This window comes from Kitasatospora sp. NPDC057692, from assembly GCF_042799475.1.
GTDB lineage: Bacteria > Actinomycetota > Actinomycetes > Streptomycetales > Streptomycetaceae > Kitasatospora.
In genome coordinates this window covers 34,995-59,943 of record NZ_JBHVIV010000037.1, presented here as the reverse complement: position 1 = coordinate 59,943, position 24,949 = coordinate 34,995, and the positions used below count along the sequence as shown (strand labels likewise).

General features: G+C 71.8%; 20 protein-coding genes and 1 riboswitch. Of the genes, 9 read left to right on the top strand and 11 right to left on the bottom strand.

All coding sequences use genetic code 11. The features are described 5' to 3' along the window. Nucleotides 1-33 precede the first annotated feature (33 nt). Nucleotides 34-188: riboswitch (cobalamin riboswitch) on the bottom strand. A gap of 69 nt (nucleotides 189-257) precedes the next feature. The 5 genes from ACFVFS_RS21640 to ACFVFS_RS21620 all read right to left on the bottom strand — a co-directional run bounded on the left by ACFVFS_RS21640 (nucleotide 258) and on the right by ACFVFS_RS21620 (nucleotide 6,820). Continuing rightward, nucleotides 258-1,514: a ricin-type beta-trefoil lectin domain protein gene (locus tag ACFVFS_RS21640; protein WP_380626221.1), complete on the bottom strand. Its 1,257-nt coding sequence runs from the start codon at nucleotides 1,512-1,514 to the stop codon at nucleotides 258-260. 98 nt (nucleotides 1,515-1,612) lie between these two features. Continuing rightward, nucleotides 1,613-3,004: a glycoside hydrolase family 26 protein gene (locus tag ACFVFS_RS21635; RefSeq protein ID WP_380626220.1), complete on the bottom strand. Its 1,392-nt coding sequence runs from the start codon at nucleotides 3,002-3,004 to the stop codon at nucleotides 1,613-1,615. Further along, on the bottom strand, nucleotides 3,004-4,998 hold the full coding sequence (locus ACFVFS_RS21630) for a glycosyltransferase family 2 protein (protein ID WP_380626219.1): 1,995 nt from the start codon (nucleotides 4,996-4,998) through the stop codon (nucleotides 3,004-3,006). The genes ACFVFS_RS21635 and ACFVFS_RS21630 overlap by 1 nt, the downstream gene beginning before the upstream one ends. A 199-nt stretch (nucleotides 4,999-5,197) precedes the next feature. Then, nucleotides 5,198-6,226 carry a DUF2510 domain-containing protein gene (locus ACFVFS_RS21625; protein WP_380626218.1) on the bottom strand — a complete coding sequence of 343 codons (1,029 nt, stop codon included), beginning with the start codon at nucleotides 6,224-6,226 and terminating at the stop codon, nucleotides 5,198-5,200. Between the two features lie 99 nt (nucleotides 6,227-6,325). Continuing rightward, entirely contained in the window at nucleotides 6,326-6,820 is a 495-nt protein-coding gene (locus tag ACFVFS_RS21620) for a GNAT family N-acetyltransferase (protein WP_380626217.1), read from the bottom strand. A gap of 440 nt (nucleotides 6,821-7,260) precedes the next feature. Here ACFVFS_RS21620 and ACFVFS_RS21615 point away from each other — a divergent pair, with 440 nt between their 5' ends. After that, on the top strand, nucleotides 7,261-8,232 hold the full coding sequence (locus ACFVFS_RS21615; RefSeq protein WP_380626216.1) for a helix-turn-helix domain-containing protein: 972 nt from the start codon (nucleotides 7,261-7,263) through the stop codon (nucleotides 8,230-8,232). Nucleotides 8,233-8,303: 71 nt separating this feature from the next. Here ACFVFS_RS21615 and ACFVFS_RS21610 read toward each other — a convergent pair whose 3' ends face one another. From ACFVFS_RS21610 to ACFVFS_RS21595, 4 genes are all read right to left on the bottom strand, one after another. After that, nucleotides 8,304-9,119: a histidine phosphatase family protein gene (locus ACFVFS_RS21610; RefSeq protein ID WP_380626215.1), complete on the bottom strand. Its 816-nt coding sequence runs from the start codon at nucleotides 9,117-9,119 to the stop codon at nucleotides 8,304-8,306. A gap of 166 nt (nucleotides 9,120-9,285) precedes the next feature. Then, nucleotides 9,286-10,836 carry a monocarboxylate uptake permease MctP gene (mctP, locus tag ACFVFS_RS21605; protein ID WP_380626241.1) on the bottom strand — a complete coding sequence of 517 codons (1,551 nt, stop codon included), beginning with the start codon at nucleotides 10,834-10,836 and terminating at the stop codon, nucleotides 9,286-9,288. Nucleotides 10,837-10,895: 59 nt separating this feature from the next. Further along, nucleotides 10,896-11,177, bottom strand: a complete 282-nt coding sequence (locus ACFVFS_RS21600) for a DUF3311 domain-containing protein (RefSeq protein WP_380626214.1) — start codon at nucleotides 11,175-11,177, stop codon at nucleotides 10,896-10,898. 291 nt (nucleotides 11,178-11,468) lie between these two features. After that, the gene (locus ACFVFS_RS21595) at nucleotides 11,469-12,260 is read right to left on the bottom strand and encodes a GntR family transcriptional regulator (protein ID WP_380626213.1); all 792 of its coding nucleotides are present in this window, start codon (nucleotides 12,258-12,260) and stop codon (nucleotides 11,469-11,471) included. Between the two features lie 337 nt (nucleotides 12,261-12,597). On the opposite strand from ACFVFS_RS21595, the gene ACFVFS_RS21590 reads away from it, so the two are divergent. The 7 genes from ACFVFS_RS21590 to ACFVFS_RS21560 all read left to right on the top strand — a co-directional run bounded on the left by ACFVFS_RS21590 (nucleotide 12,598) and on the right by ACFVFS_RS21560 (nucleotide 22,384). Then, the gene (locus ACFVFS_RS21590) at nucleotides 12,598-13,896 is read left to right on the top strand and encodes an extracellular solute-binding protein (protein WP_380626212.1); all 1,299 of its coding nucleotides are present in this window, start codon (nucleotides 12,598-12,600) and stop codon (nucleotides 13,894-13,896) included. 155 nt (nucleotides 13,897-14,051) lie between these two features. Next, a complete protein-coding gene (locus tag ACFVFS_RS21585; RefSeq protein ID WP_380626211.1) occupies nucleotides 14,052-15,014 on the top strand; it encodes a carbohydrate ABC transporter permease in 963 nt (320 codons plus the stop codon). Then, nucleotides 15,011-15,838: a carbohydrate ABC transporter permease gene (locus tag ACFVFS_RS21580; protein WP_380626210.1), complete on the top strand. Its 828-nt coding sequence runs from the start codon at nucleotides 15,011-15,013 to the stop codon at nucleotides 15,836-15,838. Before ACFVFS_RS21585 ends, ACFVFS_RS21580 begins: the two co-directional genes overlap by 4 nt. Nucleotides 15,839-15,844: 6 nt before the next feature. Continuing rightward, entirely contained in the window at nucleotides 15,845-17,398 is a 1,554-nt protein-coding gene (locus tag ACFVFS_RS21575) for a glycoside hydrolase family 3 protein (protein WP_380626209.1), read from the top strand. 444 nt (nucleotides 17,399-17,842) lie between these two features. Beyond that, a complete protein-coding gene (locus tag ACFVFS_RS21570) occupies nucleotides 17,843-19,138 on the top strand; it encodes an extracellular solute-binding protein (RefSeq protein WP_380626240.1) in 1,296 nt (431 codons plus the stop codon). A 235-nt stretch (nucleotides 19,139-19,373) separates the two neighbouring features. Next, a complete protein-coding gene (locus tag ACFVFS_RS21565) occupies nucleotides 19,374-20,426 on the top strand; it encodes an SIS domain-containing protein (RefSeq protein WP_380626208.1) in 1,053 nt (350 codons plus the stop codon). A 437-nt stretch (nucleotides 20,427-20,863) separates the two neighbouring features. Next, on the top strand, nucleotides 20,864-22,384 hold the full coding sequence (locus tag ACFVFS_RS21560) for a sensor histidine kinase (RefSeq protein WP_380626207.1): 1,521 nt from the start codon (nucleotides 20,864-20,866) through the stop codon (nucleotides 22,382-22,384). A 450-nt stretch (nucleotides 22,385-22,834) separates the two neighbouring features. On the opposite strand, the gene ACFVFS_RS21555 is transcribed toward ACFVFS_RS21560, so the two are convergent. Both ACFVFS_RS21555 and ACFVFS_RS21550 read right to left on the bottom strand, forming a co-directional pair. Continuing rightward, nucleotides 22,835-23,086: a WhiB family transcriptional regulator gene (locus ACFVFS_RS21555; RefSeq protein WP_014138019.1), complete on the bottom strand. Its 252-nt coding sequence runs from the start codon at nucleotides 23,084-23,086 to the stop codon at nucleotides 22,835-22,837. A 370-nt stretch (nucleotides 23,087-23,456) separates the two neighbouring features. Then, on the bottom strand, nucleotides 23,457-24,428 hold the full coding sequence (locus tag ACFVFS_RS21550) for a diacylglycerol/lipid kinase family protein (RefSeq protein WP_380626206.1): 972 nt from the start codon (nucleotides 24,426-24,428) through the stop codon (nucleotides 23,457-23,459). A 50-nt stretch (nucleotides 24,429-24,478) separates the two neighbouring features. Here ACFVFS_RS21550 and ACFVFS_RS21545 point away from each other — a divergent pair, with 50 nt between their 5' ends. Next, nucleotides 24,479-24,907 carry a hypothetical protein gene (locus ACFVFS_RS21545; RefSeq protein ID WP_380626205.1) on the top strand — a complete coding sequence of 143 codons (429 nt, stop codon included), beginning with the start codon at nucleotides 24,479-24,481 and terminating at the stop codon, nucleotides 24,905-24,907. Nucleotides 24,908-24,949 lie beyond the last annotated feature (42 nt).

The following is a 24,949-nucleotide window of genomic DNA, read 5'->3' as shown; positions in this document are numbered from 1 at the left end:
AAGGTGGTGCTGGTGCCATGGCCCCTGCGGGGAGGCGTCGGCACCGCCGTCGGCAGGTACTCGGACTCGTGGCGCGCCTGGGGAGGCGGCCGCACACCGCTGCGGGGCAGTCCCGGAATCGCACCGGGTTCCCCTGCGTCGACAGCAGGAGTGAGCATACATCTAGTGCCGTCCGTCAGACGAAGCACCACATGTAGTGTCGCGCCGCTGCGTGTCGGGGGTCGGGTGCGATAAGCTGCCGGGGTTTCGGGCGCCCGTCAGACGGGCGCGTGCCACTCCTGCGCGGGGCGCGCGGCGCACAGCCGCATGCGCACCTGCTGGGAGCCCGCGCCGGTGCCGGTGGGGCCGACGGGCGGGTTCTCCACGCACTGTCCGGTGCCCTCGTTCCGCAGCTGCCCGGCGCCGGTGGTGCGCCAGCGCTGGTCGGGCCGGCGGGTGCAGCCGGTCAGGACCGGGAAGCCGATGTCCGGGTCCTCCAGACAGCGTGCGGCCTGGCCGACGGAGCCGTCCTCGCCCATGGTCCAGGTCTGGGCCGCGGAGCCGTCGCAGGTCGCGGCGCCGACCGCGGCCGGATCGCCGGCCACCCGGCTGTCCAGGCAGGAGCCGGGCACCGCGGAGGTGATCGCGCCGCTGGGGCGGCCCGCGGCGACGTCGAAGGAGAACGCGTCGGTGCTGAGGCCCGCGCCGCCCTCCCAGATCTCGAAGCCGGCCTGGACGGCGCACAGGTAGGAGCCGGCCGGGACGTAGCCGCGCTGGACCGCGTCGCGGGTGAAGGCGCGCAGGTCGAGATCGGTGACGGCGTTGGTGGCGGAGGCCGACTCGTAGGTGATCAGGGTGTGGCTGCTCTTCTTCGGCGCCTCGTACACCCGGTAGGACTGGCCGCCGGTGCGCAGCTCGCCGGACTGCCTGCCGAACGGCGAGGTGCCGCTGCCGCGCAGCCAGATCATCACCTCGGCGCTCTCGGTGAAGGAGCAGCTGCCCCGGGTGGTGCTGTACCAGAGGTCGTAGGAGGCGTTCCAGATGCCGCCGTCGACCTGGGTGGTGCGCCAGCTGCTGGTGGCGTACCGCAGGTTGTCGACGGCGACGGGCAGCGGGCTGACGCCGTCGCCGCCGACCGGGGTGCTGATGTGCGGGTAGGCGCCGGGGCCGCGGGCCGGGTCGGTGAGGTTGCCGCGGGCGATCGCGCTGCGGGTGACGGCGAAGGCGGTGCTGTCGGAGCCGCCGCGGATGCACAGACCGCCGGTGGCGTTCCACTCGTTGGGGTTGATGATGTAGCGCCCGGAGTCCACCGGCTGCGAGGGGTAGCGGTTCTGCGCGGTGGAGCACAGCTCGCCGGGCTCGGCCGAGCTCAGTGGCGGCGGGGCCGGGGGCGGGGCGACGGCCGCGGTCGAGGGGGAGCCCTCGCGCGGGATCAGCACGGCGCAGAGGCAGAGCACCAGGAGGGCGGCGGGGGCGAGCCACCACCAGGCGCGCGGACGGGGGCGCCCGGGGCCGGGCGGGAACGGGCGGGCCATGGTCGTCGCCTCCCGACGGGTACTGGTGTGCGCTGTGCGGGCCGTCCGGGGTCTCCGGCGGCGTTCCGCGGGCCGGCGGGGCCCGCGGTCGGACGAGGCTATCCGGCGCCGGCCGGCGGGGTCGTCCGGGGCTTGGTGGCGGTCGGCTTCCTCCCCGGGCCGGCCGAGCCGGACGGCTTGGAGCCGGTGCCGGTGGACCCGGTGCCGGGCTTCGCGCTCGGCGAGGGCGACGGCGCGGCCGAGGCGGACGGCGACGGCGGGGCGGACGGCGGGGCCGTCGGCGGCGAGGCCCTGAGCGGCTGCGAGCGGACGGTCCACTGCCCGGCGTACCGGGGCGCGGAGACCCCGGCGGCGTACGCCGCGCTGGCCGCGTCGGAAGCGGTGACCCGCCAGTCGACCTCCTTGACGGCCTCGTACCAGATCAGGCCGATGATGTCCGGGTGCTGGGGGAGCTGGGCGAACATCTCGGTGATCCAGCGGGCCTTCTGGCCGGAGCTGTCGGTGGCGGCGGTCTCCGTGATGACCACGGGCTTCTGGCTGAAGGCCCGGAGCTTGCGCAGCGTCGGCTCGAAGATCTGCTCGAACGAGGCGTACTTCTCCAGGCCGACGGTGCCGTAGTAGCCGGACAGGCCGATCCAGTCGACGTAGTCGTCACCGGGGTAGAGCGAGTCCAGCGGGGTGGCGTTCTCGTAGTCGATGTTCGGGCTCCACACCCAGACCACCTTGTCGGCGCCGGCCTGCCGGAAGAGGTCGTGGACGCGCTTCCAGGCCTGGACGTACTGGCCGCGGCGGTTGCCGTTGGCCTGCTCGGCCCACGGGTACCAGTAGCCGTTCATCTCGTGGGCGAAGCGCAGCGCGATCGGGTAGCCGAGGTTCTTGACGCCCTCCGCCCACTGCTTGATGTAGGCGTCGAACTCGCCGCCGATGATGCGGCTCAGCGCGTAGTCGGGCTGCTCGCCGCGGAGCTTGTCGACCTTGGACTCCTTGTGGAAGTCCCAGGGCTCCCAGGCGACCATCGGCATGATGCCGCGCTCGGCCACGGTGTCGAAGATCCGGCGGTCGAACTGCTTGTCCCACCACCCGACGGAGAACTCCAGCACGGTCGGGCGGTGCTGGACGGCGGTGGCGAACTCCTCGACCGGGGCGAGGTCGTAGGGGCCGGCCTTGGTCATGATGCCCATGAAGGCGCCGCCGGGCGACGGGAACGGGGCCGGCGCCGGTTCGGCCGGGGCCGGGGCGGCGGTGGGCGCGCCGGACGGGGTGCCGGAGGGATCGGTGGCGGCCGAGGTGGCCGTAGGGGCGGCGGTCGGGGCCGGCTCGGCCAGCGCGGCGACCAGCCAGTCCGGCATCGCGGTCGGCGCGGCGCCGGCGAAGGCGTACGGGGCGGGCGCGTTGCGGGCGTTGTACTTCGGCGCCAGCACGAAGGTGTAGCTGACCATCAGCGCGAGCGCGAGCAGGCCGACCAGCCGGGGCACGGTGATCCGCAGCATCAGCGGCCGCCCTTCCGGCCGCCGCCGGCCGGGGCCGGCTCCAGCAGGTCCGCCAGCTCCGGCCCGGGGTCGGCCCCGGGGTCGGCCCCGGTGCCGTCCGCCGCCGTGTCCGCGCCGTGCGTCCCGGCGGTGGCCGCGGCGGTGTCCGGGCGGCGCGGGGCGGGCAGCCGGGCAGGGGTCCGCCGCTCGGCCCGCCGCTCGGCCCGGGCGATCCGGCGCGCGCTGACGAAGGAGATGACCGGCGGCGCGATGCCGGTGAACATGCTGAGCCCGGCCCAGAACCGGAGCAGCCAGATGTCGTGGTGCAGGGTGAAGCTCGCACCGAGCAGCGCGGCGGCGACGGCGGCCCAGAGCAGGTGCAGCCGGAAGGTCGACAGCCGCTCGGCGCTGCGCAGGTCGCCCTTGGCGGTCACCGCGTAGGCGAGCGGGCGGCGCAGCAGCGCGGCGACGGCGGCGGCGACGTACACCGGCCCGGCGAACAGGGCCAGGCCCATGCCGGCCATGCCGATCTCGCGCCGTTCGTGGGCGGCCAGGTTGAAGCGCCGCAGCCACAGCCAGAGCAGGAACCAGCTGCCCATGCTGGCGCCCCACAGCGAGGTCCAGAGCACGGTGTCGAGCTTGATCGAGGTGATTCCGCAGGCCAGGTAGACGGCGGTGGCGAGGCCGCCCAGCACGGTGGTCGCGGCGACGCTCGGGTAGTAGAACTGCACCAGCCCGTACAGCACCCGCTGGCGCAGCCGCAGCTTGATGCCCTTGCGCAGCCGGGTCCTGAGCAGGATCTCCCAGATCCCGAACGCCCAGCGCTTCTGCTGGTTGAAGTAGTCGGTCCAGGAGGTCGGGCCCTCGCCGACGGCGAGCACGTCCGGGGTGTAGACGCCCTTCCAGCGGCGGCCGGTGGCCGGGTTCTCGGTGGCCTGCACCCGCATGCTGGTGAGGTGGTCCTCGATGATCGAGTCCTGGTAGCCGCCGATCTGCTGCCAGGCGGCGGGCCGGTAGAGGTGGTTGGTGCCGATCAGCAGCGGGGCGTCCATGCCGTTGCCGCCGCGTTCGACCAGGCCGGAGAAGAGGTACTGCTGCACGGAGGCGCCGTGCGCGACCCAGTTGTCGTACATGTTGCCGTACACCTGCGGGGCGACGACGAAGGCGGTGTCGGGGTCGCGGAAGTAGCCGAGGGTGCGCTCCAGGAAGCACGGCAGCGGGACGTGGTCCGGGTCCATCTGGGCCACCACGTCGTACTTGTGCTCGTGTTCGGCCCGCCAGGAGTTGTGGTTGCCGGACTTGGTCCTCGCCCGGAACTCGCCCTCGGCCCGGTTGTACTCGGGGCGGCCCTTGCGGCTGAAGTGGTGCACGCCCAGCCGGGCGGCCATGGCCTTGACCCGGTCGTCGTCGCCCTCGTCGAGGATCCAGACGTCGACCTCGCCGTCGTACTCGATCTCCAGCATCGCGGCGAGGGTCTGCTCGACGATCGCGATCGGCTCCTTGGACGGCACGATCGTGGTGAGCACCGCGACCTTGAGGCCGGATCGCGCGGTGACCGGAACCGGGTCCTTGGCGCGGAAGGCGAACACCCAGACCGCGAGGTTCTGGACCAGCCGCACCACCTCGACGGCCACCACGGCGCAGAAGCAGATCCGGGCGACGTTGATCCGCCAGTCGGGGGACCAGCCGACGCCCGGCCCGGGTATGTGCGAGGGCAGCAGCAGCCAGCCGACGAACACCAGGCCGGCCGCCGCGTTGAGGGAGACCAGCAGCGTCAGCACGATCTTGACGCCGAGTGAGGAGGCGCTGCGGTAGCGGACGGTCTCGACGCCCTCGCCGTCCTCCAGCGGGCCGGTGGTGTCGGCGCAGGCCAGGTAGGCCCGCCGGGCCGAGGCGTTGCGGGACTGGCTGCGGGTGGCGCGCCGCTCGTGCGGGGCCTCGGGGAGGAGCCGGCTGTGGCGTCCTCGTCCGCGTCGGCCGGCGGCGTGCGTCGTCCGTTCCTCGGTGGAGTCCACCAGCCCGTCCCCCGTTGTGGGCCGCCCGGTTGCCCAGGGGCGGCTGTTGTCGTGCTCGTCGTGGCCCGCGCGTCGCGTGGGGCCCGCCGTGTGGGCGGCGGACCTGGTGGCCGCTAGTGAGCATAAGGGCACCCCCCGTTGACGGATCATCGGGGGGCGGGGGCGACCGCCGGACGCTGTTCGTCCGGTTGTTCCCGGATCAGGGGGTGATCTTCACCGAGTTGGCGATCTGGTCCATCAGCGCGAGCGCCGGGGCCTCGGGGGACTGGTCCAGGCAGATCTGCAGCACCGGCACGGTGGTGGCCCCGGCGGCCGGGGTCACCTCCAGGACGCCGCAGTAGGAGTCGGGGGTCGAGGAACCGCTGGACATCGGCACGTGCCAGAGCGCCAGATAGCCGTCCATGCCCTGGATCTTGACGGTGGACTGCTTGACCGGCTCGGGCGGCGTGGGCGCGTCGGAGCCGAAGCGGGCGTTGTACAGCAGCTGGCCCATGCCGAGGACCATGGACTTCGGGTCGGACCAACCGCCGTTGAACACCCGGAGGTTCTGCACGACCAGGCCGCGGGTGCAGGCGCCGCTGCCGTGGCCGACGCAGGCGTACGGGGAGACCGCGTAGCGCACGTCGGCGGGGTTCTTGGCGTCGCTCTGGACCTGCCAGTCGGCCGGCAGCATGAAGTTCATCTTCGACTCCTGGCCGGTCACCTGCTTCCCGCCGGGGAGCTGCTGACCACCGGTCAGGGCGGTGCCCATGAAGCCGTTGGGGCTCTTCGGGTCGGCGGCCGCGGCGGTGGGGCTCGCGGTGCCGCCGGCCGAGGGGGAGACCGCGGTCTTGTCCGCGGTGCGGTTGCCGACGACGTAGCCGCCGCCGGCCATGACCACGGACAGCACCACGGCGCCGACGCCGATCAGCACCCGGCGGCGGGTGCTGTTGGGCTCGACGGTCTCGAAGACCACGGAGGTCGGGGTGAACGGCTTCGGCGCGGCCGGGGCGGCGGACGCCGCGGGCGCGGTCACGGTGGGCGTCGCGGAGACCGAGGGGGCGGGGCCGAAGGCGCCCGGGGCGCCCTGGCCGGGGGCGCCGGCGGGGGTCCCGGCCGTCACGGTGGCGGCGTCGGCGGTGGTCGGCCGGGTGCGGCCGCTCCACGCGGCTCCGTCCCACCAGCGCTCCGTGTTGGGCTGGCCGGAAGGATCGTCGTACCAGCCAGCCGGCGTGCTCCCCGTCGTCATGCGGCGGATCCTAGCAGTCGGCTAAATGCGATCGTCATATCCGATGGAGGATCGCATTCTTGGGCCCGGGAGGCGGTGGGCGAGAGACCTGACGGGCGCTCAGAAGGCCATGCTGTAGACCATCAGGTCGATGCCCGGGACCGGCGACCAGTCCCGCTCCGGGGCGCGGCGGAAGCCGACCCGCTCGTAGATCCGGTGCGCGGTGGTCATCGCCGGCTGGGTGGAGAACGCCATGCCGGCCAGGCCGAGCTCGCGGCTGCGGGCGAGCGCGGCGCGCACCAGTGCCTCGCCGGCGCCGCGCCCGCGGGCGGCCGCGGCGGTGGCGAGCATCCGGATCTCGCCCTCCTCGGGGGTGGCGATGTCCGCCCACTCGGTTCCGCCGACCGCGAAGGTGACACAGCCGAGGACCGTCCCGTCGGCCGCGTCCACCGCGACGAGGAGCTCGGCCTCGGCGGCCCGGGTGGCCGCGTCGCGCAGCCGGTCCACGTAGACGCTGTCGGGCGAGGTGAAGCCGTCGCCGACGAAGGCCTCGACGGTAATGCGGCCGGCTTCCTCGTACTCCTCGGCGCGGGCCGGGCGGATGGCGATGTCCATCCGGCCAGTGTGCCGGAATCCCGCCGGACGGCGCTGAGCGGGGGGCGGTCCTCCGTTTCGGCGACGGTGACGGCGACGGCGACGGCGACGGGGGCGGTGGCAGTGGTGGCGGCGACGGGGGCGGCGGTGGCGGGGTCGGCGGCCGGACGGAGCGAGGCGGCGGGCAGGGTGCCGTAGAGCCGGTCGGGCAGGGCGGGATCGCGGGGGTAGCCACCCGGACGGTGCCAGTTGTCGCGTCCGGTGGCCTTCTGCCGCGCCACCTCGCGCCCGATCAGTCCGCCGAGCAGGCCGAACCCGCCGACGGCCCCGAGCAGGGCGAGTGTGCTGGCGAGCGTGTCGGAATCCATGGCTCCACCTTCGCCGCAACGCCGCGCGGCGGCGAGTGGCAGGAACGCCCGATTGCATCGAAAAACTGCCAGCACTCGGGCTACCCTGGCGGCATGCTGAAGAACGTCGTGGCCGTGGTCATGGAGGACGTCCACCCCTTCGAACTCGGGGTCGCCTGCGAGGTGTTCGGACTCGACCGGAGCGAGGACGGGCTGCCCGCCTACGACTTCGCGCTCGCCGGTGCCCGGTCGGGCCTCCACCGCACCCACGCCGGCTTCGCCGTCGACGTCCCGCACGGGCCCGAACGGCTCGCTGCCGCCGACCTGGTGGTGGTCACCGCCAGCTCGATGCGCGCCGAGTACCCGGCCCCGCTGCTGGACGCGCTGCGGGCGACCGTCGAGCGCGGCGCCCGGGTGCTGTCCATCTGCAGCGGCGCCTTCGTGCTCGGCGCGGCCGGCCTGCTGGACGGCCGCCGGGCCACCACGCACTGGCGGTACACCGCCGAACTGGGTGCCCGCCATCCGGGGACCACCGTCGAGCCGGACGTCCTCTACGTGGACGACGACCCGGTGATCACCTCCGCCGGCACGGCGGCCGGCATCGACGCCTGTCTGCACCTGGTGCGCAAGGTGCAGGGCGCCGAGGTGGCCCGGGGGATCGCCCGCCGGATGGTGGTGGCGCCGCACCGGGAGGGCGGACAGGCCCAGTTCGTGCACCGGCCGCTGCCGGAGGGCGACGGCGAGTCGCTGGCCCCGCTGCTCGACTGGATGCGCCACCACCTCGACGAGGAGTCGACCGTCGAGCAGCTGGCCGCCCGGGTCCACATGTCGCCGCGCACCTTCGCCCGGCGCTTCCACCAGGAGACCGGCACCACGCCGCACCGCTGGCTGATCGGCCAGCGGCTGCTGCTCGCCCAGCGGCTGCTCGAGTCGACCACCGAGCCGGTGGACGCCATCGCCGCCCGCTGCGGCTTCGGCAACGCGGCCACCCTGCGGCACCACTTCGGCCGCCGGCTCGGCACCACGCCGCTGGCCTACCGCCGCTGCTTCGCCGAGCCCGCCGCCACCGTCGCCGTCCGGGTCTGAGCACCGGCGCCCCGCCGCGCCGAGTGCGGCGTCCGCACCCGCACGGACAGCCGCGTCCGGCGCCCGGCGGATCAGCCCGCGTCCTCCAGGTGCCCGGTCTGGTTCCAGCGGTCCGGCCGCAGCCGGCCGCCCTCGGCCCGCCAGACGCTGGCGGAGCAGTTGCGCACCGGCTCCAGCGCGGTCAGCTGCTCCTCGGTGAGCCGGTCCAGCACGTACCGGAGCATGAGCACCGTGCAGTCGTGCGCGACCAGCAGGACCGGCCGCCCGGCCTCCTCCGCGCAGACGTCGCGCAGCACGCTGCGCACCCGCAGCGCCACGTCCGCCCAGGACTCGCCGCCGGGCGGGCGGTAGTACAGCTCGCCCATCTTCCGCCGCCGGGCCGCCTCCGCGGGGTGGTCGTTCTCGATGGCGGCCTTGGGCAGCATCTCCAGCACGCCGAGCTCGCGGTCGCGCAGCCGCTCGTCGTAGCGGACGGTGAGCGAGACCGGGACGGCGCCGAGGCCGGCGGCCTGCGCGAGCGCGATCCGGGCGGTCTCGGCGGTGCGGACGTAGGGCGAGCACCAGACGCTGCGCGGCCGGTCGGCGCTGGGCAGCCCGGCCCACCAGCGGCCGAGCGCCTGGGCCTGCTGCTGGCCGTGCAGGGAGAGCGGGATGTCCGCGTCCCGGCTGCTGATCGGCACGCTGAGCGCGCCGGCCGCCTCGGCGAGCTGGAACTCGACGTTGGCGGTGGACTCGCCGTGGCGGGTGGCGATCAGGACGGAGGGGACGGGGGGCGGCCCGGCGGCCGCGACCGCCGCGGCGGCGCCGGCGGTCCGGTGCGGGGCGGCCTGCCGGTGCCGTCCGTCGGTGTGGTGCTGGCCGTTGAGGGTGGTGCCGAGTTCTGCCATACCGCCGCTCCCCGTGGGTCGATCAGTTGCCGGCCGGTTGCCGGTCCGGTCTGGTTGGTGCCCTGAGTGTGGTGCTCCATGCGCCCGGCTGTTCATACATATGATCGCGCCGCCCCCTCCAGTGTTGACCGGGGAGACGGCGCGACCACAGGGCGCGCGGGGCGTATCAGTGCGCCGCCACGGGCTCCGGCGCGTCCTCGGGCTCCTCCTCGCCGCCGTCGGCGCTGTAGTCGCCCGGCCGGGTCTCGTCCGGCCCGTCCGGCGCCTTCACGGCGCGCAGGACCAGGGTGAGCACCACCGCGACCAGCAGGTTGAGGACGAAGGCGGTGAGCCCGATGTAGCCGATCTCGCCGATGCCGGGGATCTCGGCGGCGTTCCCGCCGAAGTGCCGGGTCTTGGGGCTGGCGATCCCGTAGGCCTCCCAGGTGCCGTAGACCATGCCGGCCGCCCAGCCGGCGAGCAGCGCCCAGTGGTGGAACCAGCGGGTGAACAGGCCGCCGACGATCGAGACGAAGGTCTGCAGGATCCACAGGCCGCCGAGCAGCTGGAGGTTGATCGCGGCCTGCTTGTCCATGCCGAGCACGAAGACCAGCGCGCCGACCTTGACCAGCAGCGAGACCAGCTTGGCGACCCGGGTCTCGTCGGCCGGGGTGGCGGAGGGCCTCAGGTACTCCTTGTAGACGTTGCGGGTGAACAGGTTCGCCGCCGCGATGGACATGATCGCCGCCGGGACGAGCGCGCCGATGCCGATGGCCGCGAAGGCGACGCCGGTGAACCAGTCGGGGAACATGTCCTCGAACAGCTGCGGCACCGCGAGCTGGGTGTTGAAGCCCTTGTCGCCCTTGCCGATCCCGGCCGCGATCGCCATGAAGCCGAGCAGCGCCAGCAGCCCGAGCATCAGCGAGTACGCCGGCATGATCGCCATGTTCCGGCGCACCGTGTTGCGGGACTTGCTGGCCAGCACGCCGGTCACCGAGTGCGGGTACAGGAACAGCGCCATCGCCGAGCCGAGCGCCAGCGTCGCGTACGTCCACTGCCTGTTCTCCGGCAGGGTCAGCGAGCCGCCCGACTTCGGGGTGCCGAACCGCTCGCCGACCGCGTCGAAGATGTGGCCGTAGCCGCCGAGCCGGATCGGGATGTAGATCACCGCGACGATGATCACCACGTAGACGAGGGCGTCCTTGACGAAGGCGATCAGCGCCGGCGCGCGCAGCCCCGAGGAGTAGGTGTACGCGGCGAGCACGCCGAAGGCGATGAACAGCGGCAGGTCCTTGACGAACCAGTTGGCGCTCTCGCCGCCGCCGACGCCCAGCACGTCCAGCACCGCCTGGATGCCGACCAGCTGGAGCGCGATGTACGGCATGGTGGCGAGGATGCCGGTCAGCGCGACCACCAGCGACAGCGGCCGGGAGCCGTAGCGCCCGCGCACGAAGTCGGCCGGGGTGACGTAGCCGTGCACCCGGGAGACCGACCAGAGCCGGGGAAGGAAGAGGAAGACCAGCGGGTAGGCGATGATCGTGTAGGGGACGGCGAAGAAGCCCGCGGCGCCGGTCGCGTAGACGGCGGCGGGGACGGCGACGAAGGTGTACGCGGTGTAGAGGTCGCCGCCGAGCAGGAACCAGGTGATCCAGGTCCCGAAGCTGCGCCCGCCGAGGCCCCACTCGTCGAGGTGGAGCGCGTTGTCGGCGCGCCGCCACCGGGACGCGAGGAAGCCCATCACGGTGACCAGCAGGAAGAAGAGGACGAAGACCGCCAGCGCGGGCACGTTGACCCCGTTCACCGGGCGCCACCCGCCTTCCGCGCCCGGGCGGCCCGGCGGGCCTTCTCGTCCCGGTCGACCAGCAGGTAGGCGGCGACCGTGAAGACGGCGGAGACCGGCACCCAGAGCAGCTGGTACCAGTAGAAGAAGGGGACGCCGCCGGCTTCGGGCTCGGGTTTGTCGTACGAGCCCACCCAGAGCATCGCGACGATCGGCACCAGCAGGGCGAGCGCGGCCAGCACCCGCTCGGGGGTGACCGCCGGAAGGCCGGGGCCGCCGGGCTCTTCTGGCTCGGGCATGACAGGTTGGTCGGTGAGGTCTGACGACATGGTTCGGCTCCGCTCCGGAGGGTTCACCTCGCCGGCGCCGCAACCCCCGGGGAGCCGCACGCCCCCGTGGGTCCGCCGAGCAGCACCACTGGTGATCGGCAGTCAGTACGGATGCGGAATCTAGAGCATCGGGTGATCCGTGTCACCGGATCCGGGAGAACTCCCCGCCATCCGCACTTCTCGCGCGCCGTCCCGACGCAACGGGCCCCGGCGCGCGCCCCCCGCGCGCCGGGCCCGGAAGTGCGCGGGCGCCGGGCCGGACTACTCCGGCCGCTTGAGGCGGGTGATGAACTTGTAGCGGTCGCCGCGGTAGATCGAGCGCACCCACTCGACCGGGTCCCCGTCCGGGTCGAAGGAGTGCCGGGAGAGCTGGAGCATCGGCAGGCCGAGGTCGGAGCCGAGCAGCCCGGCCTCGCGGGGGTTGGCCAGGGTGGTCTCGATGGTCTCCTCGGCCTCGGCCACGGTCACCCCGTAGACCTCGCGCAGCGCGGTGTACAGCGAGTTGTGCTTGGCCAGGTTGCGGCGCAGGGCGGGGAAGCGCTTGGCGGACAGGTGGGCGACCTCGATGGCCATCGGGTCGCCGTTGGCCAGCCGCAGGCGCTCGATCCGCAGCACCCGGCCGCCGGGCTTGATGTCCAGCAGCGGGGCCAGCCGGTCGTCGGCGGAGATGTAGCCGATCTCGATCAGCCGGGAGGTGGGCTCCAGGCCCTGGGCGCGCATGTCCTCGGTGTAGGAGGTGAGCTGGAGGGCCTGGGCCACCTTGGGCTTGGCGACGAAGGTTCCCTTGCCCTGGATGCGCTCCAGCCGGCCCTCGACGACGAGCTCCTGGAGGGCCTGCCGGACGGTGGTGCGGGAGGTGTCGAACTGTGCGGCCAGGGCTCGTTCGGGCGGAACCGGGGTGCCGGCGGGCTGGGTCTCGGTAAGCTGCAGCAGGTGGCGCTTGAGGCCGTAGTACTTCGGCACCCGGGCGGTGGGGTCCGCGCCCGCCTGGGCGGCGGGATTCTTCACCTGGGGGTCGTTGACCTGGGCCGTGCTGCCCCCGTCGCTGCTCATCGGACCTGTCTCCCGCTTCTCGCAGGGCCCCCGGGGAGCCCCACCACATGATTAACGGCTCACATCGTTGCATGTATGGCTACGGAACGAATACCTCATCACGCGATGAACGATGTGCGGTGTCGGCTTGATAACGGGTGGTCCGGATCGGTCGAACAGCCGTTGACAGGCCCATTGGTCTAGGCCAAGCTCCAGGCATCTGGTCTACACCACTAGGCCGGTCACTATGAATCCCCCCACCCGTTCGATGGAGTCCGCGGCACCATTCCTCCCACCTTGCGTGGGTATGCCGCTGCCACCCGACGGGGGTAACCAAGGCATCCCTCAGGAGGATGGCGTGAAGCGTCAGCTCATCGCGGCGGTCGGTGTCGCGGCCATGGTTGTTGGTCTCGCGGCCTGCGGCTCGGACGCCAAGAAGGACGAGAACACCAACAACGCGTCGGGCAACTCGTCCGCTGCTGCCGGTAAGAAGGACTACAACGGCAAGACGCTCAAGGTGTGGCTGATGTCCGGCTCCGCCCCCAAGGGCTGGGACGACGCGGTCAAGACCGAGTTCGAGTCGACCTACCCGGGTTCGAAGGTCGAGTACCAGGTCCAGGAGTGGACCGGCATCGGCCCGAAGGTCACCGCCGCGCTGTCCGAGGGCTCCGTCGACGTCCTGGAGATCGGCAACACCCAGACGGCGGGCTACGCCGCCACCGGTGGTCTGCTGGACATCACCAAGGACAAGGCCGCCCTCGGCGGTGCCGACTGGGCCGCCAACCAGAGCGAGTCCGCGATCCTGGACGGCAAGCAGTACGCCGCCCCGTGGTTCGTCACCAACCGCGCGGTCACCTACAACAAGGACCTCTGGGCCGCCGCCGGGCTGAGCATCCCGAAGACGCTGGACGAGTTCTACGCCGCCCTGGAGAAGCTGAAGACCACCGCGGGCGTCACCGACCCGATCTACATGCCGGGCCAGGAGTGGTACGTCTACTTCGGCCTCCTCACCAGCGAGGGCGGCAAGCTGGCGAAGAAGGACGGCGACAAGTGGGTGGGCGGCCTGTCCACCCCCGAGGCGCAGAAGGCCTTCGACGTCTACAAGAAGCTCCAGAGCTACTCGGTCACCGGTCTCAAGGACAAGGACGAGGCCAAGCCGCAGCAGAAGGACGTCTTCGGCGGTGGCGGCATCGGCACCATCATCGGCCTCGGCTGGGAGGTCCCGGACGAGAAGTCCCCGGTGACCAAGGACAAGATCGGCCACTTCGCCCTCCCGGGCAAGACCGCCGACAAGCCCTCCGGCGTCTTCCTCGGTGGCTCGAACATCGCCATCGCCTCGGCCAGCAAGAACACCGAGATGGCCAAGGACTTCCTGAAGATCGCCCTGAACGACAAGAACGAGGGCGCGATCGCGGCCGCGGGCAACATCCCGAACAAGGCCTCGCTCAACGACAAGGTCGCCGGCGACTTCGCCATCGCGGCGAAGGCCGCCTCCTCGGTCGGTGGCATCACCCCGACCACTCCGAACTGGTCCGCGGTCGAGAACGACCCGAACCCGATCAAGGAGTTCCTGACCGCGGCCCTGACCGGCGACTACAACGCCGCCGCGAAGAAGGCCGACGAGGAGATCGCGAAGCGCCTCAACGCCAAGCAGTAGCAGTCGAGCGGCGTCGCTCACCGGCTCCCGGCGGGGGGCCGGTGGGCGGCGCCTGTCCGTCGTGGTCGGGTTGTGAGGAAGAGAGAACGATGGCTGTGCATTCGGAGCGGGTGCAGACACAGTCCCCGGATTCAGGGAAGGCTGCTGTGGCCACTATGAAGACGGACGCCGTGCGCGGTGGCGGCGCCGGCACCCCGAAGAAGAGCGCCAGACCGGCGGACGGGCGGAGCATCGGCTCCCGGTTCGCGCCGTACCTGCTGCTCCTGCCTGCCACCGTGGCCACCCTGGCCCTACTGGGCTGGCCCCTGCTGAAGACCATTCTGGTCTCGTTCCAGAACCTGAACGCGCGCCAGCTCGTCCAGCACCTGACCGAGTGGAACGGCTTCGAGAACTACACCGAGCAGCTGTCCGACCCCGGGTTCTGGTCGGTCACCGGCCGGTCCGTGGTGTTCACCGCGCTCAACGTCTTCCTGATCATGGCGGGCGGCGCGCTGGTCGGTCTGCTGCTCAACCGCCTCGGCAAGAAGATGCGGCTGCTGCTGTCGATCGGCCTGCTGCTCGCCTGGGCGATGCCGGTGGTCGCCTCGACCACCGTCTACACCTGGCTGTTCGAGGCCCGCTTCGGCGTCGTCAACTGGATCCTGGACGCCCTGGGCTGGCACTCGATGGCCGCCTACAACTGGACCAGCACCCAGTACTCGACCTTCTTCGTGATCCTTCTGCTGCTGGTCTGGGGCTCGATCCCGTTCGTGGCGTTCAACATGTATGCGGCGCTGACCACCATCCCGAAGGAGCTCTACGAGGCGGCCCGGATGGACGGCGCCGGCCCGGTCAAGATCTTCACCGCGGTGATGTTCCCCAACCTGAAGCCCTTCTTCCTGGCCACGACCTTCCTCGAGGTCATCTGGATCTTCAAGGCCTTCACCCAGATCTACGCGATCAAGGCCGGCGGCCCCGACGGTCTCACCCGCACGCTGCCGATCCACGCCTTCCTGGAGGGCTCCGGCCGCCAGCACTACGGCACCGGTGCCGCGATCGCGGTGCTCACCATCCTGATCCTGGGCGTCCTGATGGCGTACTACTTCCGGATCATTCTGAAGCAGGAGGACGAGCTGTGAGGCGCTCGCTCATCGGACGTGCCTGGCCGAACGTCGTCGCGGTCGTCCTCTTCGTCTTCTTCGCGTTCCCCGTCTACTGGATGATCAGCACGGCCTTCAAGCCGACGAAGGACATCGCCAGCTCGACGCCGGTGTTCATCCCGTTCGACGCGACCCTGGACCACTTCAAGACCGCGGTCAACGTCCCGAAGTTCTGGACGTACACCGCCAACAGCTTCATCGTCACCGTCCTCGCGGTGGTGATGTCGCTGGTGATCGCCACCCTGGCGTCCTTCGCCATCGCCCGGATGAAGTTCCGCGGCCGCAAGACCTTCGTGCTGGTCATCATGGCCGCCCAGATGGCGCCCTGGGAGGTCATGACCATCGCGGTCTACCTGATCTCCCGCGACAACGGCATGCTGAACAGCCTGGTCCCGCTCACCGCCTTCTACATGATGATGGTGCTGCCCTTCACCATCTGGACGCTGCGCGGCTTCATCGCCGCGGTGCCGAAGGAGCTGGAGGAGTCCGCGATGGTCGACGGGTGCACCCGCACCCAGGCCTTCGTGAAGGTGATCTTCCCGCTGCTGGCGCCGGGCCTGATGTCCACCTCGCTGTTCGGCTTCATCACGGCCTGGAACGAGTTCCCCCTCGTCCTGATCGTCAACAAGACCGACGGCCAGACCCTGCCGCTGTGGCTGTCCTCCTTCCAGACCGCCTTCGGCAACGACTGGGGCGCCACGATGGCGGCGTCGACGCTGTTCGCCCTCCCGGTGCTGATCCTGTTCGTCTTCCTGCAGCGCAAGGCGGTCGGTGGGCTCACCGACGGCGCCGTGAAGGGCTGATCCCCCGTGAGCATCCTCGTTCCCACCCTCCCGGCCTCCGACCAGCTGCACCGTGACGCGCTGACCGTCCTGCAGCCCGGCTTCGTCGGCACCGAGCCGCCGGAGTGGCTGCGCCGCCACCTCGCGGCCGGCCTGGGCTCGGTCGCGCTGTTCGACCGCAACGTGGCCGACCTCGGCCAGCTCGCCGCGCTCACCGCGGCCCTGCGGGCCGAGAACCCCGACCTGCTGATCGCCATCGACGAGGAGTCCGGCGACGTCACCCGGCTGGAGGCCGGCTCCGGCTCGTCCTGGCCGGGCAACCTCGCCCTCGGCGCCATCGACGACCCGGCGCTGACCCGCGACGTCGCCCGCGAGCTGGGCCGCGCACTGGCCGCCGCCGGCGTCAACTACAACTGGGCGCCCACCGCGGACGTCAACTCCAACCCGCGCAACCCGGTCATCGGCGTCCGCTCGTTCGGCGCCGACCCGGAGCTGTGCGCCCGGCACACCGCCGCCTGGGTGGAGGGCCTGCAGTCGGCCGGTGTCGCGGCCTGCTCCAAGCACTTCCCCGGCCACGGCGACACCGCCGTCGACTCGCACCACGGCCTGCCGGTCATCGACGTCGACCTGGACGTGCTGCGCGCCCGCGACCTGGTGCCGTTCCAGGCCGCGATCGCCGCCGGGACCAAGGCCGTGATGACGGCCCACATCATGGTCCCGGCGCTCGACCCCAAGCTGCCCGCCACGCTCAGCCCCGCGGTGCTGCGCGACCTGCTGCGCGCGGCCCCCCAGGACGGCGGCCTCGGCTACCAGGGCCTGATCGTCAGCGACGCGATCGAGATGGGCGCCATCGCCGACACCTTCGGCATGGGCGAGGGCACCGTGCTGGCCCTGGCGGCCGGAGCGGACGCGATCTGCGTGGGCGGCGGCCTGGCCGACGAGGACACCGTGCTGATGCTGCGCGACGCCATCGTGGCGGGCGTGCAGTCCGGCCGGCTCCCGGAGGAGCGGCTCGCCGACGCGGCCGCCCGGGTGCGCGCGCTCGGCAGCTGGGGCCGGATCGCGGCCCAGGGCGAGCGGCCGGAGGCGGACCTCGCGGTCGGCCTGCGGGCGGCCCGCCGGGCGCTGCGGGTGGTCCGCGCGCCGGGCCGGGAGGTCCTGCCGGTGACCGAGCGCCCGTTCGTGGCCTCGTTCTCCGCCGAGCCGAACATCGCCGTCGGCGACGTCACCCCGTGGGGCGTGGCCGGCATGCTGGCCGACCGCTTCCCGGGCACCCGCACCCGCGAGGTCGGCCCGGAGGCCGCCGAGGCCGCGGTGCTGGACGCGACGGTGTCCGAGGTGCTGGCCGGGGCCGCCGACCGCCACCTGGTGCTGGTGGTCCGCGACGCCCACCGGCACGAGTGGATGGCGGCCGCGCTGGACCGCCTGCTGGCGGCCCGTCCGGACGCCGCGGTGGTCGAGATGGGCCTGCCGCAGTCCGAGCCGGTCGGCGCCCTCCACATCGCCACCCACGGTGCCGCCCGGGTCTGCGGGCTGGCCGCCGTCGAGGTGCTCACCGGCCAGTCGGTGGCGGTCGGCTGAGTCCTCGTAGGACCGTCACACCGGGTGCCCGGGGCATCCGTCCGAACGGGCCCGTCATGCGCATGTCGCATGGCGGGCCCGCCGTGTTCTCCGGCCGTTGGGCGCCGTGTGACCTGCGGCTTCGCAACCTGACGGTGTTCCCTCAAATCGCCCTTAAGACAGCCTTAAGTTCTACTTAGGGTGATCGTCGGACGACTGATCGCCACGCGGTACAACAGGTCTGCAACGGCCTTGGCCGCCAGGCAATTTGGCGTTGACAGCAACTGTGGTCTAGGCCAGGCTCCAGTCCATCCGGTTCGAATTTCAATTTAGCCGGATGTGGTATTGGCCCACCCCGAAGCTCTTCGCCGCCCCTCCCCGGACACCGTCCCGTCGGGCGCCGGCGCGCCGCCGGCGGGCACAAGCACTAAACCCTCGGAGGATGGCGTGAGAAAGCGTCGGTTCATGGCGACGGTCGGCATCATGGCGCTGGCCGCCGGACTGACGGCGTGTTCCTCGGGCGGCACGGCGTCGGACGGCGCCAAGACCGCCTCGGCGGACCCGAAGTCCGAGACCGGTACGGTCACGGTCTGGCTGATGGACGACGCCCAGAAGAACTGGCCCGACCTCGTCCAGCGGGTCAACGACGAGTTCGCCGCCAAGTACCCGAAGGCCACCCTCAAGCTGGCCTACCAGGGCTGGGCCGACAAGGTGGCCAAGCTCGACAAGGCGATCGCCGACGGCAACGCCCCGGACGTGGTGGAGCTCGGCAACACCGAGACCATGAAGTACGTGCTCTCCGGCGCGCTGGCCCCGGTGGAGCGCACCAGCTTCGACAACTCCGACACCTGGATCAAGGCGCTCGCCAACACCTGCACCTACCAGGACAAGCTCTGGTGCGTTCCGTACTACGCGGGCGCCCGGGTCGCCATCTACAACTCGGCGGCCTTCCAGCAGGCCACCGGCAGCGCCGACTTCCCGAAGACCGAGGACGAGCTGCGTGCGGCGCTCGACAAGATCGCGGAGAAGAACAAGAACGACCGGACCTTCTCCGCGCTCTACATGCCCGGTGCGTTCTGGTACGCCGCGATGAGCTACGTCTCCGCGTACGGCGGCGCCATCGCCCGCTTCGACAGCGGCGGCAACTGGCACGGCACCCTGAGCGACCCCAAGTCCCAGCAGGGCATCAACCACTTCATCGACCTGGTGCGCAAGTACAACAAGGGCGACCAGGTGCTCAACGAGCAGAACCAGTTCGAGGCGATGGCCCGCGGCCACGCGGCGTCCTTCTACGGCAACGGCTACGAGTCGGCCAGCGTCGTCGCGCCGGTCACCGGTGACCCGAGCCTCAAGGACGCGGTCAAGCTGGCCACCATGCCCGGCCCGGGCGGCAAGCCGCTGCCGACCTTCATCGGCGGCTCGGCCCTCGCGGTCACCGCGAAGTCGCCCGCGACGGCCCTGGCCACCGACTGGGTCCGGATGTTCACCAGTGCCAAGTCCGAGCAGGCGCTCGCCGACAAGGACATCCTGCCGAACAACCTGAACCAGCTGAACCCGCTGAAGAGCAAGCCGGCCACCGCCGCCGCGGCCAACGCGGTGCCGGACGCCTGGTTCACCCCGCTGGCCCCCGGCTGGGGCGCGGTCGAGAAGCAGAAGATCCTGCCCGACATGCTGACCGCGATCCTCAAGGGCAAGCCGGTGGACCAGGCCACCAAGGAGGCGGACGCCGCCATCGACCAGCTGATCAACAAGGCGGGCTGAGCCGCCGTCCCCCGGACGCCGGAGCCCCTCCCCGCACCGCCGGGAGGGGCTCCGCGCACGCCGGGGCCGGCGGCACCCGCGGTGACCGCCTCCTCGGATGTGCCCCGGACGGGTGGCCCCCGTAGGATTGCCGCAGTATTCACCGCAGCGAGTGTGCGGACTCGCCGCCGTAGAGGTCCCCGCCGGGCATTCCCGTCCGGCCGGGGTGGAACCATCTCATCGGAGGCCCCACACGATGTCCGACACGCAGACCGTCCCTGGCCGGATCATGGCGGCGGAGATGGCCGAGCAGCCGGCCGTCCTGCAGCGCATCCTCGACGAGGGCGCCCCCAAGATCTTCGAGATCGCGTCCCGGATCGCCGCCCGCAAGCCGCGGTTCGTCCTCCTGACCGCGCGGGGCACCTCGGACAACGCCGCGCTGTACGCCAAGTACCTGATCGAGATCCTGCTGGGCAAGCCGGCCGGCCTGACCTCGATGTCCACCACCACCGCCTACGGCGCCAAGCCGGACCTGACCGACGTGCTGGTGATCACCGTCAGCCAGTCGGGCGGCTCGCCGGACCTCGTCGCCTCCACCAAGGCGGCCCGCGAGGCCGGTGCGATCACCCTGGCGGTGACCAACAACGCCGGCTCCCCGCTGGCCGAGGTCTCCGAGTTCCACATCGACGTGCTGGCCGGCCCGGAGAAGGCGCTGCCCGCCACCAAGACCTACACCGCCGAACTGCTCGCCCTCTACCTGCTGATCGAGGGCCTGCGCGGCGGCGACGGCGCGGCCGCCAAGGGCCTGCCGGAGCTGGCCGCCGGCGTCCTGGCGCGCCAGGACGAGGTCAAGGCCCTGGCCGAGCGCTACCGCTTCGCCCAGCGCCTGGTCATCACCTCGCGCGGCTACGGCTACCCGACCGCCCGCGAGGCGGCGCTGAAGCTCATGGAGACCACCTACATCCCGGCCTCCCCGTTCTCCGGCGCCGACCTGCTGCACGGCCCGCTGGCCATGGTCGACAACGTCTCCCCGGTCATCGCGATCGTCCCGGACGGCAAGGGCGGCGAGGCCCTGCAGCCGGTCCTGGACCGCCTGCGCGGCCGCGGCGCCGACCTGGTCGTGGTCGGCCAGCAGGCGCAGGTCGAGGCCGCCTCGGCGGGCTTCGCGCTGCCGGCCGGCGTGCCCGAGGAGGTGCAGCCGATCCTGGAGATCCTGCCGCTCCAGCTGCTGGCCTACGAGGTCACCATCGCCCGCGGCCAGGACCCGGACGCCCCCCGCGCGCTCGCCAAGGTCACCGAGACCCACTGACGCGCCCCGCGACGCACGAGCCCCCGTCCACAGCCTGTGGACGGGGGCTCCGTCGTTCTCCGCTCGTTCCCCTCCGGTCCGCGGCGGGCGGAGGCGGGTCCGGGAAACGGGTCCGGGAAACACTACGGGCCACGGCGCCGACACGGGACCCTCAACCCATGCGGCTCCGCGGCCCGGAGCTGTCGTCGGGCGCCGGTGACGATCGAGAACTGTGCGGGGTCCTCGTTCGGCGGCGTCCGACCGAGGAGCGGCATCGCGCGGTCAGGGCAGTTGCGCGGGTGCCTCTCCTTGGTGCCCTTTCATTGTGGACTAGACCAATCTGGGTTGTCCAGGCCTCCCCGAAAATTGGTCTGGACAACTTGGGGGGAGGGCCGCGCGCCGCACGTCCGCGGGGTACGCGGGGCCCGTCCGCACCCCCCTGGGGCTACGCTCGCCCTGTGCCCTCGCTGAACGAACTCGTCCGCCGCCACACCACCCTGACCGGTGCCGATGTGGAGTGGCTGCACATGCTGGTCTCGGAGTGGCAGCTGCTCTCCGACCTGTCCTTCGCCGACCTGGTGCTCTGGATCCCCACCTGGGACGGCATCCGGTACGTCTCGGTCGCCCAGATGCGCCCCAACACCGGTCCCACCTCCTACCAGGACGACATGGTCGGCCACCTCGTCCCGCGCGGCCGCCGCCCGCTGCTGGACGCCGCCTACGACGAGGGGCGGATCGTGCGCGAGGGCGACCCGGAGTGGCGCGAGGAGGTGCCGGTCCGGGTCGAGTCCATCCCGGTGCGGCGCGAGGGCAAGGTGCTCGGCGTGATCGCCCGCAACACCAACCTGCTGACCGTGCGCACCCCCAGCCGGCTGGAGCTCACCTACCTGCAGAGCGCCTCCGACCTCGCCCAGATGATCGCCGCCGGCACCTTCCCCTACCCGGGCGTCGAGCAGGCCGACATGGACGCCGCGCCGCGGGTCGGCGACGGCCTCATCCGCCTCGACGCCGACGGCACCGTCACCTACGCCAGCCCCAACGCGCTCTCCGCCTACCACCGGCTCGGCCTCACCACCGATCTGGTCGGCAGTCACCTCGGCCGCACCACCGCCGACCTCGCCCCGCCCTCCCGGGCCGCCGTGCACGAGGCGCTGGTGAAGCTGGCCAGCGGCTGGGCGCCCCGGCAGACCGAGATCGAGGCCCAGGGCGGCGTGGTCACCCTGCGGGCCATCCCGCTCAAGCCCAAGGGCGTCCTGACCGGCTCCCTGGTGCTCTGCCGGGACGTCACCGAGCTGCGCCGGCGCGACCGCGAGCTGATGACCAAGGACGCCACCATCCGGGAGATCCACCACCGGGTGAAGAACAACCTGCAGACCGTCGCCGCGCTGCTGCGCCTGCAGTCCCGCCGGATGGAGTCGGAGTCCGGCCGGGCCGCGCTCGACGAGGCGGTGCGCCGGGTCGGCTCGATCGCGATCGTGCACGAGACCCTCTCCCAGGCGCTGGACGAGCAGGTGGCCTTCGACGAGATCGCCGACCGGGTGCTGGCCATGGTGATGGAGCTGTCCCAGGACGGCCGGGTGGCGACCCGCCGCAGCGGCAGCTTCGGCATCCTCTCCGCCGAGGTGGCCACCCCGCTGGCGATGGTGCTGACCGAACTGCTGCAGAACGCGCTGGAACACGCCTTCGGCCCGAGCGCCTCCGGCAACCTGGAGGTCAGCGCGCTGCGCGGCCGGGCACCGGCCACCGGCATGGGCTGGTCGGACAGCTGGAACGGCGGGGCGCGGCCGGAGGAGTACCTGCTGATCACGGTGCAGGACGACGGCCGGGGCATGCCGGAGGGCTTCGACCCGCAGCAGGCGGGCAACCTCGGGCTGCAGATCGTCCGGACCCTGGCCACGGGGGAGCTGGGCGGCACCTTCGACATGGTGGCCGGCCCGAACGGCGGCACCAAGGTGGTCCTGGAGATCCCGGTGCGCTGAAGCGCGGAGGTGTAGAGGGGGCGTGCGTCCGGCGTGAGCGCCGGGCGCACGCTTCTTCGCACCAGCCGACTTCACCAGTCGGCTTCACTCGGCCGGCGGCCCGGTCGGAGCGGAACGGGCGGAGCGGAACGGGCGGAAACAGAAACGAGGCCCTGTCGACCGGGGGGGGTGGGTCGACAGGGCCTCTCAACCCGTTCCGGCCGTCGGGGGGAGTCGGCCGGAACGGGGGCTCTGAGTGGTGCGACACCAGCCGGTGCGTTGCACACGGTGAGCGCCACAGCTCCACAATATTGCTCTAAGTGAACAGTATCAAGTGGCTGGGCGGGCCGGTGTCGCGGGACCTCGACGAGCAAGGCCCTTTGTGCGGAAGGCTTCACCAGGAGGTGCAGGGGAAGCCTGTGATCATGTGTTGATCGGTGCTGTGGTTACTGCTGGTACTACGGCGTGTGATCAGGCGGTGCGGGCGCGGTTGCGGGCGGCACGGCGCTTCATGGCGCGGCGCTCGTCCTCGCTCATGCCGCCCCAGACGCCGGCGTCCTGGCCGGTCTCGAGGGCCCACTGGAGGCACTGCTCCATGACCGGACAGCGGCGGCACACGGCCTTGGCTTCCTCGATCTGCAGCAGAGCAGGACCGGTGTTCCCGATCGGGAAGAACAGCTCCGGGTCCTCTTCGCGGCAGACAGCGCGGTGGCGCCAGTCCATGGTCGTCCAACTCCTCCTGCCGGCGGGGGTTGCCCGATCGGCACATCGATGGTCCTTGTGAATGTGAACGCTTTCACGAATCCCGCAACAGCAAAAGAGACCAAAGGCCCATCGGGCCCGGGAGGTCTGTGCTGGGGAGGGATTCGCGCGATTCGAGGGACACCCCGCGGTCGGCCCCCCAGGTTTCGAGGGTTGCCGTCGCTGCGATGTGTCCCGATCGCCATGTAGAGGTTCGCAAACCTCGGGCCCGGATACAACCCCCTTCAGGGAGGAATTTTGGATTCTTCGGTGTCGCCTAGCTCACAGCCGGTACTTCTATGGAGTGAAGGGGGCTTGTGCGTTCGAGAAGAAGGAGGAAGGGCCCTTCTAGTCACACAATCACACGCAGTGCCCGCCGTACGCCTGTGAAACTGACGCGACTCCTGGATCCAAGGTGGTCGCCGTCGACCTGGAACGGGACCGGTTCCTCTGAAACCAAGGTGAAGTGGCGGACGTCGTGATAGGAGACGACATGCTTCCCGGAAGGGCCGGTCGGCACGCCCTCGTTGGTCGAAGAGCCGTGCGACCGCAGGATCTGACGGACCGTTCGAGCGATGCCGAACGCCGTCATCCGGGTGATGCCGAAGACATCGAGATCCGCGTCGAAGGAGGCGCGCGGGGAGGGGTAGACGGGGCGGTTGCCCAGGAACGTCCACGGCGAGGTGTTGCTGACTATCGCCAGCGCCAGGCCCGGCACCGGCTCGCGGCCCGCGAGCAGCAGCGAGACCGGGCCTGATCTGCGCTGCTCACGCTGGGTGACGAAGTGGCGGAGTGCCTGGGTGACGTAGAGCGCGTGGGTGGACTTGCGCCCCGCCCGGCGCTGCTCCTCGACCCGGCCGACCACTCCGGCGTCGAAGCCCAGGCCGGCGGTGAAGGTGAACCAGCGGTCCGGCAGCCCTTCGGTCATCGCCTTGCCGAGCCCGATCGGCCGCTCGCTCCGGTGCTCCAGGGCGTCCAGCAGGACGCCGGTCGCCTCCACCGGGTCGTTCGGCAGGCCCAGCGCGCGGGCGAACACATTGGTCGACCCGCCGGGGACCACGGCCAGCCGCGGGACCCGGTCGCCCGGGCCGTGCGAGAGCAGTCCGTTGACCACCTCGTTGACGGTGCCGTCCCCGCCCAGCGCCACCACCAGGTCGACCGCGCCGTCCTCCACCGCCTCGCGGGCCAGGTCGCGCGCGTGGCCGCGGTACTCGGTCTGCGCCACCTCCAGCTTGAGGTCGCTCCGCAGGGCGTGGATCAGGACGTCCCGGGTGCGACCGCTGGTGGTGGTCGCTTTCGGGTTGACGACCAGGAGAGCGCGCATGGGCCCAGCCTACGGGTCGGTACGGACCGGTCGGCGGCTACCCTGCTGGAGTGACCGCAGAATCCTCCGCACCCGTACCCGCGCCCGGCGCCGACCGGCCGGCCGCCCTCGCCCTGGGCGCCGCCATCACCGCCGTGGAGGGCGCCGCGCTGGCCGTCGTCGGCGTCTGGGACATGGTCGCCGCCCTGTCCGGCCAGTCCAAGCAGCTCGCCCTGAACGAGTTCGGCGGCCTGGTGATCGTGCTGCTCGGCGTGCTGCCGCTGCTGGCCGCCCGGGCGCTGCTCAGGGGCCGCCGCTGGGGCCGCAGCCCCGCCGTGCTGACCAACTCGATCTGCCTGCCGGTGGCGTACTACATGTGGCAGAGCGGCGGGGCGATGGCCGGGGTCGGCGTGGGCGTCGGCCTGCTCGGCCTGGTCGGCATCGGCGCCCTGCTCAGCCCGAAGGCGACGGCGGCCCTCTACGCTCCGCACGAGGGCTGAGCGCGGAGGACCGCCGCCGCAGGACCTTCACGACCGGACGGC